Source organism: Novipirellula artificiosorum (assembly GCF_007860135.1).
GTDB classification, from domain to species: domain Bacteria; phylum Planctomycetota; class Planctomycetia; order Pirellulales; family Pirellulaceae; genus Novipirellula_A; species Novipirellula_A artificiosorum.
The window spans coordinates 700,959-713,873 of sequence record NZ_SJPV01000003.1 but is presented as its reverse complement, the minus strand read 5'-3'; the positions used below and the strand labels follow the sequence as shown (position 1 = coordinate 713,873).

Sequence of the window (12,915 nt, the reverse complement as noted above, 5' to 3'; positions counted from 1 at the left end):
GTATTGCGGAGGGCGCCGGGTGCCACGGCTGAGGAGTTTGCAGTGGTGCCGATTGCGTCAGGGCCTCATATTCATACATTCCGATTACGTTAGTTCAGTGAGTGCCCAGTTGACGGTCTGCATCGTAATCAGTTGCACGCGGCCGGCTTCGTCGACCAGGTAATGGGTCGGAACACTGGCGTACCCCGTATGTGCATAGCTGTCCAGAACGGCAGTACCGCCGGCGACAGGAATTTCAATCTCTCCTGCATATTTCAGGGTTTGAGCACGACGCAAGGAGCAATCTTCGAGCATATCAAACATCAACGGCGTATTCTTCAGCACACCCGAAGCCAGCAGCGGCCAAAGCGCGTAGCGGGCAATCAACAGCTTGCCAGTCGGATAGCTGTTCGTCCACGATTTGGTTTGCACGCTCATCGCGTTTCCGTCCCAGTTACCACGCTCGACCAGCCTCGCTTCCGGGTGGCCGAAAAAGGTGGATTCAAGGGTCCAGCTTTTGGCGCTGTTGTATTGGCCTTGAAATTCCAGGTCGATGTGTACCGTGTTGTAGTCGCTATCGCTTTTGACCCGTATTTCAGTGCTGTTGCAGGTGTTGCCCGCAAACGTCATTTCCAGCGACCCCATCTCTTCATTCCTGGAGACCCCGTCCGCCTGCCCATCCTGCCGCAGCATCTTATACTTTGCCGAAAAATCGCTTTTCATGTCACCGCCAGTCGGCGGTGAACAGTTCGGAAGAAATCCCGTGATCGGTTCGATTGCGGCGGGATCGGTAAAGCGGTTATCCCCACCCCAGGAGTATTTCTTGGCGGCGAGCAGCGGAAGGTTTCCCTGCGCCGCGAGCGCTGCGAGTGTACTGAGCTTCAAAAAGGTTCTTCGTTTCATGATCGAGCCTCCGCTTTCAGTCTGCTGTACCAATCAACGTACGTCTTATAGGTCGCCCGTGCCTTCGGGTTAGCATCCGCCGGATCGTACACCTCAATTTTGTCGAGGTATTCCAGCAGATGATTCTCGTGCTTTGCCAAGACGGTATTGCCCTCCTGTTTGCCATACAGATCGTTCATCTCCAGCGGATCGGTTTCTAGGTTATAGATACAAATCTGGCCGCCATCGCCATAAAAGATCGTCTTGTGGGTTGCATCGCGGATGCCGATTTTCCCTGAGCCCTGCCAGTTTTCGCCGACAATGTATTCGTGCCAATCCGTCGACGTTTCCTCGACCAGCGGGCGCAGGCTTCGTCCGATGGTCATATTCGGAAGCGGCGGCACATCGGCATAGTCGCAGATGGTGGCCGGCACATCGACGCTGATGCTGAGGTGATCGTGATCCTCCTGCCCCTGCCGTCGGCGCTGCGGGTCCACAATGATCATCGGAACGCGCCAGGACTCCTCCACCATATTGGATTTACTCGTCCTTCCGTGGAAGCCAAGTCCTTCGCCGTGATCGGAGGAAAAAATCACAACCGTATTATCGGCAAAGCGCGAGTTTATGAGCGCATCATAAAGACGTCCGATCTCGGCATCGACCATTTCGACCCAACGATAATAGACGTACCTATAGTAGCGCATGAAGCGCTCCTCGCCCGCATCCTTACTGACCGGTCTCCCCCGATACACATCGAAGTTATCCGGTAGCGGTGGGAGCTCCGATTCTGGCACCTCGGAATCAAAGGTAAACTTGCCCTCGCCGCCTTGTGCACCGGATTGAAAGCAGCAGTCGTGCGGATTCACAAACCCGGCGTTCAGGAAAAACGGCTTATCCCCCTCATAGTTATCGAGAAAGCCCATGCAGGCTCGTGAAACCGGGGGATCGGAGTGCTCACCTTTAGCCAAGGGGCTCCAGTGAATGCCATTAAAGTTCTTGGTTACAGCGCGGGTAATATGCCACTTGCCGGAATAGACCGTTTCATAATCGCCGTTATCACGCAGCCACTCCCCAAGGTCCGGAAGTTCATCCCTCAGTTGATGCTCGGTGCCATTATGGGCCGTGCCGTGTTCGCTTGACATACGACCGGTGTACCAGCACGTTCGGGCCGGACAACAAACCGGATTGGCCGAATAGCTCGCACGGAACGAAACCCCGTCCGCGGCGATGCGATCCATCGCCGGTGTTTTTACATGCGCGTTGCCATATGCCGACATCGCCTGCCAGTGCATCTGATCCACATGGATAAAAAGTATGTTTCTTCGGTTTATCATTTTGTCCTCGTTTATTCGCTTCGACATTCATCAAAAACCAAGACGCGTCTCCACTGTCGCATTCCTGTTCAATTCGTAGTCGTATAGGTTCCAAAACGCCGATATCGTTGCGCTCGTTGTGACAGTAATGCATATGGGCAGCCGCCAGATCGTGCGTCGGCAGGACGCCCGCCGCACATGCACCAACGGATTTCCGCCGAGGGCGTATTTCTGAAATTGGCTCGTGCCGTCGTTATCGCTGTCCGCTCCGGATCGGTCAGAATTTCACTCAGCTCCTCCTGCGAGAAGGTTTCGTATTTTCAGAACGGTGCCCATTGGTTTCTGTCTGCGCTTCGCCAAAGTCATAGTCATCCGTACGGAACGGTTCGGCGGGAAGCCCTTCGCTGTTGAAGAGATTGCAACGCGGATAATTCTGAAAGGCATAGCGCACCGCGACCGGCGATGGGACGTCGGACGGATTGGAAATGCGCACCTGGTTGGAAGCCGTGATGGTTGCCTCCAACGCTGGATAAAACCGCTTATCTGCGCCGCAGAGGAAGAATCCAGCCAACTCGTTCGCGGAAACGGATACAGGAAGATAACCCTCCGCGATTTCATCTGCGTCCGGCTGCGAATCGTTCGCCCGTGTTTCGAGACCGGATGCCACGTTATGGAACGTAAGCGTGGCGACTGAACCGCTAATGGACATAGCCTGCAACGTCGGGCCACGGTGAACTGTCGAAATACCATAAGTCTGATCCAGTGCAAGGCGCGCCAGACGCTCTCCCACTCGGTCCTTGAAGGGGGGATGAATCTCGCACTGATGTCCACCATCAATGATGCACGCCATGGCGGTATTGGAGATAGACTGGCATGATTCCTGGCTCTCACGCATCCAGGCCCACAACTCATCCGCCGGCAGCGGTGTATAAGCTTTATAGGGCGCGAGCTGCACAAAATAGAACGGCATGTCTGGATTATTCCACTGCTCGCGCCAGGCCTCCACCAGCGTCTGCTTCAGAATCGGATATTGTTCGATTCGGGTCAGGGACGCGGTGTGCGCCTCGCCCTGATACCAGATTGCGCCCTTGATCGCATAATCCTGAATCGGCGCCATCATACCGTTGTAGTAGCCGCTGGCATCGGACGCGACGACCAGTCCCGGGTTAGCCGTTTTGGCGGCCCTCCATTTATCCTCGGCAATCCACTCTTCAATCGACGTACCGCCCTTGCACACTTTGATGAAGCCGAGCGGCACATCCGCCATGCCGTTGGCGTCCATCTGTTCGTTGAGGGCGCGCGCAAAGAAATAGCCCACGGTCGACATGGATCCCAGCGCACTTTTCTGCCAGCGGGTCCAAGAACGCTCCATGGTCACATCGTCCGCCGCCGTGTTCGCCGTAACGATGTCCACAATCGCAAAACGCATGTCATCAAAATTATCACTGTTGTCTGGCACTGCCGGATAGTCATCCGGAAAATTCCTGACCTGCCCTCCTAGAGTCTGATACATATTGGACTGCCCCGTCAAAATCCACACATCCCCAAAGTAGACCAACGTCAGTTCAGCCGGACCGCTAACGCTTCCCGTGGCGCCCAGCGTATAGGGACCGCCTGCCGTTTCCGGATCCAGCGCGATGCGCCAGTTGCCCTGCCCATCGGCAATGCCCTGTTGCGACTGGCCATTCATTTCCACCGTGATCGTATCGCCTGGGGTCGCAGTGCCCCAGATCGGAACAGTCTGGCCCCGCTGCAGCACACATCCGTTGGAAAATATATTCGCAAAATCGATATCGACCAATGGATTGTTCGTCGTGGTCGCCGACACCTGAAAATCGGTGAGCTGAAGAATGGTCTGGCTAGCCGATGTCTGCTTGAGATAGATCCCGACCGCCCAAATATCCGAAAAGATTCGGGGTGCATACGTGGCTATCGAATAATCATCCGCACAAATGGGTGCCCAGGTATCTCCGCTCAGGGAATATACATCTGCGGCGCGGATAACATGCGTTCCATCCTGATGCGTAAAATCGACAATGATTGCCGCCTGCGCAAGAGTTCCCAACAGCAGCGTGAAGATCTTGCAGCAATGAATCACTCGTTTTTTCATTTTCTGCCTCCTTTTCTTGACAAGATGCCCTACTACTGCTGGGGCTGCGCCGTGACAGTCACGGCCCGTAGCTCCCATGCAGACCCTAGCGGGCCCGTCCATCGTTTTGCCGATCGGAATCTGTTGCCATTCTTGCTCCTCATCGGTTCGCTACCGACGCCCGCAGAATCTAACGCGAAATTCTTGTTTTATTTGCTTCCTTTGAAGAATCTGTGGGCGATCGATCGTATCCGGGCAGGCGTGTTTCTCCGGATAGGGGACGGTTATGCCATGGTTGCTCAAGAACAGACTGAGCAACTCACGGGTCCGTGCGACGGCATCTTTTTGCTGAGCAAGGGTTGATAAGAGAATCTCTCCCTGTTGGTAAGGCAACGCGATCACAACTGGGCCGTAACGTTCTGGGAATCAAATCCACGCAGAACTTCTCGGTCTTGGTCGGGGACGTGGCGGAAATATCCCTTCCTCTATGTTCGTCATAATTCTACTCAGGCAATCTCGCGTGCGTTTCTGAGCTTACGGCCAGTGTGACGCGTCCACTGTACGCTAACTACCTCGCCGGGCGGATTCCTGCAAAAGCGATAGCTGGCGTAGCGATCGCGCAAGCCTTCAGCGACACAAGCATCATTTCACTCGTTCCCAGATACGGACATAGTCAACTTCCATGCTGGTCGGGAGTTTATCGTTGGCTTCAACATCGGAGGGAACGAATCCCTTCACCGTGTATGTGGAATAGGGCGGGCGGAGGCCAAAACGATGGGCACACGCCGGGAAATAGCGGAGCCCCTTTGATTCGGGCTTCGTAGTACCCATAAGTCCCCGTCTCGGGCGACTTGTTCTATTTCCGCCAATCCACTTCGTTGCCACTGAAATCATCAGACCGATCCCAGCGGATCTTCCATTGAAGTCAACGCTCTTGATTCGCAGACGCTCATCTCCCCTCAATCGGAATCGGATTGGTAGGCACCGGCTGAATACGTCAGTTCATAGCTATGTGAATAGATCTCGATAAGATTTCCGAAAGGGTCCTCGCAGTAGACCATCCGGTAAGGTTTTTCGTTGGGATAGTACTCGCGAACTGGCATCCGTTGCTTGCCACCGTTCGCAACGATTTTTTTTGCCAGACCCTCTACGTCAGGGTCCTGTACGCAGAAGTGAAACACGCCTGTCTTCCAGTATTCAAAGTTGTTCGCTGGCTTTTCGGCCTTTTTAAATTCGAACAACTCGACGCCAACTCGGTCGCCCGTTGCTAGGTGAGCAATTCGGAATCGCTCCCAGCCGTCTCCGAAGACATCATCGCACATGACTCCAATCGCCGAGTCATCCGATACGATTTCCGTGGGCGGCATGATGACGTACCATCCCAGTGTTTTCGTGTAAAAGTCGACTGCCTGGTCGAGGTCAGTGACGGAAATGCCGATGTGGGAAAAGGTTCTCGGATACGTCATGATTGGCTCTTCTTTAGAATGTAGGGTTGCGTCTGATTTCAATACTCGTCCATTACGATGAGGGTGACTAGTCCTCAATCAAGCGACCGTTCATTGAGATTCTGATCGTATCGCGGCGGAAAAACGTGGCGGACCGGTGGCCTGGCTTGTCGTCTGTTCGTCGTGGTTGTTCGCATAGTCAGTGTTCTTTTTGGTTGGGGGGCGTAACCGGCGGTCCGCCGGTTCGTTCGAGCGGCAGATGGGATTGATGTAAACAAAAAGCGGCCAACCTGCCATGATTCGGGTATCTCACTATCCGTTTCACAAAGGCAAGGAGGCCGCCACGATGAAAATCGCCGATTCGGTTCAACAATGCAACCCCGAACAGATCCAAGCTAACATGAACTCGATTGTTGAAGAGCTCAAAACCACCGTGCAATCGGCTGCGGCATCGGCAGACAGCTTTGATAGCGTGGAAAGAAAAGTGTTGCTCAGCGTGCTTCAATTGGGCTACCAAGCCCTGGAACTGCTGCTTTCTCTCCAAGGTGACGGCGATCTTGGTGAGCAGATCGATACCACCGACGGCAAGATCATTAAACGTAGCCAAACCAAATCGATCACCAAACTGCGATCCATTTTCGGCGAGCATTCCTTCGAACAATCCACCTATGCGACGGGCAAGAACAAACCGATCGATCTGCGTCCGATCAGTGCCCGTCTGTCGTTGCCCACTGCCCGCTGGTCGTTTCTGCTGCAAGAGTTCTCCCAGATGCTTGGCGTTGATCAAGCTTACGACCANGCGATGCAAAACCTNGGCANGATTCTCGGCAACCACTTCAGCGTCGATACAGCCGAGCGAATCAACGGAAACATGGGACGCAACGCCGGCGAATTTCTTGGTGANCTTCCGCTGCCAGTCGAGGGAAGCGAAGGAAAACTGNTGGTCGCCACGGGCGATTGCAAGGGAGTTCCGTTGGTCAAGAACGACAGCCAGAAAGTCGCCGCCTTTGAATCGGCCAAGACCAACCCAGGTAATCGGCGCATGGCGACTGTCGCGAGCGTCTATTCGGTCGATCCACACATCCGCACTGCCGAAGACATTACGGCGGCATTGTTTCGCGATGAACCCGACGAGGACGCGATCAAAAAACCACGCCCCACGCCGAAAAACAAAAACACAACGGCACACTTTCCGGAGCTTGCCGACGACGGCGATGGAGGCAAACTTGCGATCAGTGGCATACATGTCGGAATGGCTTGGATCGCCGGACAGGTGCTGGCCCGCCGCCGTCCTGGTCAGGTTCTGATTGCCTTGATGGATGGCCAAGAAAGCCTCTGGAATACGTTCAAAATGTATTTCCACTTCGGTACCCGCACGATTCCGATCTTGGATATCTTGCACGCATTGTCCTACGTCTGGGAGGCGGCAAGTTTGTTTGAAAAGGACGATACCGCCAAACGAGCGTTTACTCGTGAAAGATTGTTGAGAATCCTTCGTGGCGAGGTAGCCGGAGTGATCCAGGGCTTGCGAATGCTGGGAACTCGGCGGGGGCTTCGCGGTGAGCGATTGAGGTCGCTGCAAGGAATCTGTGGTTATCTTGAGAAGAACTCGGATCGAATGCGGTACGACGAGTATCTTCGTCGTGGCTACCCGATCGCTTCGGGTGTCATCGAGGGTGCATGTCGTCATCTTGTTAAAGATCGAATGGAACGTAGCGGGATGCGTTGGACGCTCGAAGGTGCTCGCTCAATGCTGAACGTAAGAGCGGCCTTTCAAAGCGACCACTGGCGAACCTTCATCGACTGGCATATGCAATACGAAATCGATCAAGCTCACCCAAATCGAAACCTGATTCAGCACTACACTCCACCAAAGCTCGCATGTTGACCGGCGCAACGCCGGTTACACCCCTTTGCCCTCGCCATGCTTCATGTCGACGGTGATTGAACGCTTGTTTCGGTTCAAGTTGGCAAAGGGCATTGAGACGTCTTTTGAAAACGGTCCCCACGATCGACTCCAGTCCCCGTTGCCGGGACGCTCGACCTTGATGACGTCTGCGCCGTAGTCCGCAAGAATTTGAGTTCCAACCGGGCCTTGGTAGACGTGGCTAAAGTCCAGTATGCGAATGAGTTCACCGACGCGGCGAGAATGAGAAGTTTCTTGCCGTTACCGGTTTCATCGCCCAGGGGGCAAATGGACGATTTGTTGTTGGCACTGTCACTGTCAGCGTGGTCGCAAGGACTCTGTAGAATGATCAGCGGTGAGCAAATCGACCAATTGTTCGATTAATTCACGGACCCGTGTGCTATCGGATTCCTCAATGCATCCTTGACGAATAATTCCGGCGCCATCTTGGCCCGGCCTCGTCACACTCGCAGTTCCGGACGCCTCGGTTTCCGAAAACAGATTCTCATCGATCTCCTGCAAGCCGCCAGGATTAGCGAACTGCGACAATTCCATCTGACCCAACAGCCGCAATTCCGTCTCGCCAGGTTGTCTGCACCACGTTTCTCCACTTGGCGAAACTACGATGGCAATCGTATCCGCAGGGAGCTGGATCGATGGCGTGATTAGGAGGCCAGATCTGGCAGAACCCAACACCAAGTAGCCATTGGCGTCGATGTCGAGACCGCCGACGCGTGCATAAACCTTCGCATTTGTGTTTGGATCGACTGCCTGAAAGAAACCCCGGCCCTTAATCGCAACATCTAAATCGCGACCGGTCGATTTCAGTCGGTTTCGAAGATAGACCCGTGTGCCATCTGGTAGAGTCTTTTTTTTGCTGGTCCCCGTCTGCGTTTTACCGATCCGTATCGCGGTTTCGTTTGCACGAACTGCCAACGCGTCAAGATGCACGCGTAGGCTGTCACGATTCGCTTCTAATGTTGCTCTCGATTCGGCGGTGTTGGTCTGAGCAAGTTTTGTCTCAAGCTCGCGAATGTTCGCCGAAGCGTTCTTGTAAGCGTTTAAGTAGCTTTCCAATTCGATCGTCAGTAACTGTTTGTTGACGTCCGTTACGGTTGGCGAATCCTCTGCTTGTATCGAGAAACAAAACGAAACGACAAGTCCGAGAGTTGCTATCAAACGCATTCCTCACCTCATTTGGTTGAGAAACCAGAAACGACACATCAATGCTTTCGATTGTGTAGCAGAAACGCTAAGGGTTTGACAACTTATATTGCGGAAAGCCAACTCGCTCGTTCGGCGACTGCCGACGGTGACGCCGTCAACAACTCCGCCGATTGTGCACGACGGGCTACGACCTCGGGGCCATGGTGAACCGAAGACCGGACCGCGCGCTCTATGAAGCGGCTCTCCGCTACCACGGAACCTGGCGAAAGGCTCTCACTGCATCCGGCATCAACCTAACGAACGTCTCCCGCCGGCGTCCACCGCACATGGATCGCAACACGATTCTGCACTGGATCAAAGAGCGTCATGCGACTGGGCAGAGCATGACATTCTCGAGTGTTTGCTTAGAAAATCGGGACGTCGCGTTGGCGATCAAACGCACCTTTGGAAGTTGGAAAGCAGCAGTCGTAGCGGCCAATGTAGAGTGACGAGCGTATTTGAATCGGAAGGATACTATCGATCGCGACACCGACTTCACACCGGGCGTTTGATAAGCTGTGCTATGTGGCGAGCGTTTGGCGATTAATGCGTTTCTGCAAAGGAAGACAGTACTCAGATGTTTCCGTGTGAACATGGACCGTTCACTATTAAACTTTCCAGCTGACTGCGGCTTTCCACAGGGAATACTTCAAGAAGGGCTAAGGAGTGCATTTTACGAAACAGAGACATTGCCGCAATTTAGTTGTGAACAGGGATGGCCTGCGTAAGCGGCCGTGACATTGGCTCGCTGTGCAAATTCGAATGTCGTTCCCGCGACGAAGTTCGTTAAGCTTGTATCGCGAGCGAAGTTACCGGCAGCCTCCAGCGATCAGGATTAGCTGCTGCACTGTCCAAACCGGCGCGAATCCAGATATCGCGAAAATCTCTTCGGGGTATACCACCTCACGTAATTGGCAAGCCACTTTGGTCGCGTCGGTTTGTCCACCGACAGCGTCTGCGGCTCCGCCTCGAAGCGGCAGCCAACCTCCTGGATATCCGTGCCGGGCTTGACGAGTTTTCGAGCAACGTTGCGTTAATTTCCCTTCTCCCCCTTTTCTGCACAGTACTTCTGTTTGGCGACTGGCACGGCTCAATCTACAGGGAAGCGTTCGGCCATGAACGCTTTCTGTGCAAGGGAGGGCCGACCAATCGGCATGCCGAACTGACCGAATTTTGCGGCGGTGGTAACCGCCTATTTCCAACCCTTGGCGAGTAGTTCCAAAACAGTGTCGTCGAGGAGCGACTCGAACTCTTGCGCAGTGCTTTCCACGACACGGTCGCTGGATTCTCGCGTCTGCGGTTGCATTTGCCGCCCTTGGGGGACTTGTGCCTTAGCCTGCACCCGCTTCGTTACCTGTTTTATTTCCCGTTCGTCACCGCGATTGTCGAACTCGCGATCATCCGTATCCTCGAATACCGATGCTAACGCCTGAGCACTGCCGACCGAGTAACGAGAGGCAGACAGCGGGCTGGCAATAACGATGGACGTGCCGTTGCTGTCGCCATCGGGATCGACGTTGTCGGAGGCAGCGTACTTCAGTAGTCCGCTGACATTGGTGACGTTGAACCGAACCATTGGCGTTCGAGTTGAGATTCTCGTTTTCACCACGGTGCAGATTCCATCGGCGTCAGTAACCGCTTCCGACGTTCCGGTAACACCATCGCTCCATGAGCCAGTCACGGTTGCGCGCACGACAGGTTTGCCCTGGGCATCTTGGATTAAGATTTCCGAGGTTGCCGTCCAGCGGTTGCGGACGAGGACACTCGAGCCATCCAAGTCGGCCACGTGCATCGTCGGGGCGACTGCGTTGTTGACTTCAGCTTCAATTGGGATTGATGTCGCGGTCCGCTGCCCGCTGTCAGTGGCAATTGCCGTTACGGCATAGTATCCGTCAACGTATTGCGTCGTGTCCCATTCTGCGGACCAACCGTCGGTTGCATTGGTGTCGACTCCAATCGATTCGCCGCCAACAAAGAACTCGACCTTGTCGACGCCGCGATCATCCCAGGCGTCTGCGGTAACCGTGATCGTTCCGGAAAGAACGCCCGCAAGGCCGTCGCTGTCCAATGCGACAGTGGGAACGTCATCAACGTTGTCCAGCATGACAGAAATTTTGCTGGAGGTTGTCTGTCCGGCCGTGTCGGTGGCGATTGCAGTGATCTCGTAGACCCCATCGGAAAGACCCGTCGTGTCCCACATCATTGACCAACCATCCGACTCCACAGTGTCGGTCCCAAGACTGATTCCATTAATGACAAATTCCACCTGTGTGACTGAATTATCATCGGTTGCGGTCGCAGTAACCTCAACGTTTTCTGCAATGGACGTGCCTTCAACCGGTGAAGTAATTTCAACAGTGGGTGCATGATCGATCGGTCCCTGGTCGGCGACCCAACCAAGATTCTCGGTATGATTGTCGGGACTGTCTGGGATATAGTTCGGATCAGGGAAATACAATCCCTCATCGGGGTCTCGCCATCCTTTTCCGCCAACAATCAATGCTTGGCGGATCGTGTAGACCTCTTCGGCGTTGTGAGCTCGTCCGTTTTGCGCGATATACAGGGCCGCAAGCCCTGCGGCGTGAGGTGCCGCGGCACTGGTTCCGCTACCGACGGCGTAACCACCATCCTTGTAGGTCGAATAGATGTCCACGCCTGGCATCATCAAGTCGATGCCCAGCCCCGGTGAAAGGATTCCGTGGTTATTGTCGTCGTACCAGGAAACTAGCTTGTCGTTACTGTCACGGGTGCTATTGCTATAGTTGCTGAAGTCCGCAAACGTGTCGTCAGCGTAACCGAGACTACTGACCGGTCCAGCGTTACCAGCTTTCCCGTCGGTATCCGCAAACGCACTAATGGTTGCCACTTCCGGGTAGACCGCCGGAATCGTGTCGTCTGAGGTCCCAAACTGAAAATCTTGCCCCAGAATGTCGCGATAGGAATTACCAGCCGCCACGACGTAAACGATACCGGCGTTCACGCTGGACTTAATTGCATTGTGATAAGCAGTGCTAGCGCCTAAGCCACCAAGGCTCATGTTCGCGACTTCGATATCGTTGGTAGGGTCGCCGTCCGTCCTCGTACTGGTGACCCAATCGATGCCCGCGATGATGCTTGACAAGGAACCATTCAAGTTTTCATCAAGCACTTTTACGGACCACAGCCGAGCACCGGGTGCAACGCCGACAACTCCGATGCCATTGTCTCTGGCTGCTGCGATTCCTGCGACGTGGGAACCATGTCCATTGTCATCGTCATAATTGTCGTCTTGGACCGTTACGCTTTTTCGCCAGTTTCCTGTGGTGTAAAAATGGGTGCCCCCGACAACGTTCAAATCATCATGCGTGTCGATACCTGAGTCAATGATCGCGATATTAACATCAATTGCAATTGGATCCCCCTCAAGCTGCTGATCCCCATTGATTCGATCAACCCCAGTTGGCAGCACTTGAGTCAGAGAATCTGCAAACGCTTGCATCTGGATGTCTAGTTCGACACGCTTGATAAGCGGATTGTTTTGCAATGCCTGAATCGCGGCTACCGGCATCTGTGCCGAGAATCCCTTGATGGCATGATTGTAAATGTGCCCGAGTTGTCCACCACCACGTCCCACAACATCATTGCCAATCAATCGTGCGTCGCTGGTGTTGTCGTTCAATTCAACAATCACCGCTTGCCAACTATTGGGCAGTGCAGGGCCAACAAGACCGAATGCGTCAAGGACGATTCGTTGTTCCAAGTTCTCAACTGACAAAAAACGTCGACTGGACATCGTAAACACTCCGGTTGGAAAGGAAGGATTGTCATGCAGTCAGCCAAGCAAAACGGACGTCGTTTCTTGTACGGGACAATCGGCATGAAACGATTGGCAAACAGTCATTCTAAGGTTTTGTTGAACCCATCGGAAGTTGTACAAATTGTCGCATTGCAAAACTGCAATTAGGAGCGAAGCAGTTTCTCTTGACTTTGCCTCGTTAACAAAATTGGTGGGCCAAGTCATGCTCCGGAAGTTTCCCGAGTTCATGGTATAGCACAGTTTCATAGACTTCGTCGGTTTTGAAGCCGTACGATTTTCTCAATGCCACTTTTGCTTTC

9 protein-coding genes are annotated in these 12,915 nt (G+C 53.9%); 2 read left to right on the top strand and 7 right to left on the bottom strand.

All coding sequences use genetic code 11. From position 1 onward, the window contains the following. Positions 1–84: 84 nt before the first annotated feature. The 4 genes from Poly41_RS12470 to Poly41_RS12455 form a co-directional block, all read right to left on the bottom strand. Positions 85–882 carry a hypothetical protein gene (locus tag Poly41_RS12470; protein ID WP_146526484.1) on the bottom strand — a complete coding sequence of 266 codons (798 nt, stop codon included), beginning with the start codon at positions 880–882 and terminating at the stop codon, positions 85–87. Next, positions 879–2,222 carry a sulfatase family protein gene (locus tag Poly41_RS12465; protein ID WP_146526483.1) on the bottom strand — a complete coding sequence of 448 codons (1,344 nt, stop codon included), beginning with the start codon at positions 2,220–2,222 and terminating at the stop codon, positions 879–881. Before Poly41_RS12465 ends, Poly41_RS12470 begins: the two co-directional genes overlap by 4 nt. Before the next feature lie 241 nt (positions 2,223–2,463). Continuing rightward, positions 2,464–4,284 (bottom strand): sialate O-acetylesterase, encoded by a 1,821-nt coding sequence (locus tag Poly41_RS12460; RefSeq protein WP_197231264.1) that lies wholly within the window; start codon positions 4,282–4,284, stop codon positions 2,464–2,466. A gap of 938 nt (positions 4,285–5,222) precedes the next feature. Further along, a complete protein-coding gene (locus Poly41_RS12455) occupies positions 5,223–5,729 on the bottom strand; it encodes a lactoylglutathione lyase family protein (RefSeq protein WP_146526481.1) in 507 nt (168 codons plus the stop codon). A gap of 274 nt (positions 5,730–6,003) precedes the next feature. On the opposite strand from Poly41_RS12455, the gene Poly41_RS12450 reads away from it, so the two are divergent. Further along, positions 6,004–7,596, top strand: coding sequence for an ISKra4 family transposase (locus Poly41_RS12450; RefSeq protein ID WP_146526480.1), 1,593 nt, complete (start codon positions 6,004–6,006; stop codon positions 7,594–7,596). A 15-nt stretch (positions 7,597–7,611) separates the two neighbouring features. Here Poly41_RS12450 and Poly41_RS35670 read toward each other — a convergent pair whose 3' ends face one another. Both Poly41_RS35670 and Poly41_RS12440 read right to left on the bottom strand, forming a co-directional pair. Next, the gene (locus Poly41_RS35670; protein ID WP_390621423.1) at positions 7,612–7,827 is read right to left on the bottom strand and encodes a CoA transferase; all 216 of its coding nucleotides are present in this window, start codon (positions 7,825–7,827) and stop codon (positions 7,612–7,614) included. Positions 7,828–7,932: 105 nt separating this feature from the next. Beyond that, the gene (locus tag Poly41_RS12440) at positions 7,933–8,799 is read right to left on the bottom strand and encodes a flagellar basal-body rod protein FlgG (RefSeq protein WP_146526479.1); all 867 of its coding nucleotides are present in this window, start codon (positions 8,797–8,799) and stop codon (positions 7,933–7,935) included. A gap of 182 nt (positions 8,800–8,981) precedes the next feature. Here Poly41_RS12440 and Poly41_RS12435 point away from each other — a divergent pair, with 182 nt between their 5' ends. After that, the gene (locus tag Poly41_RS12435) at positions 8,982–9,269 is read left to right on the top strand and encodes a hypothetical protein (RefSeq protein ID WP_146526478.1); all 288 of its coding nucleotides are present in this window, start codon (positions 8,982–8,984) and stop codon (positions 9,267–9,269) included. Positions 9,270–10,012: 743 nt separating this feature from the next. Here the strand turns inward: Poly41_RS12435 and Poly41_RS35520 are convergent. Next, positions 10,013–12,592 carry a S8 family serine peptidase gene (locus Poly41_RS35520; protein WP_146526477.1) on the bottom strand — a complete coding sequence of 860 codons (2,580 nt, stop codon included), beginning with the start codon at positions 12,590–12,592 and terminating at the stop codon, positions 10,013–10,015. Positions 12,593–12,915: the final 323 nt, after the last annotated feature.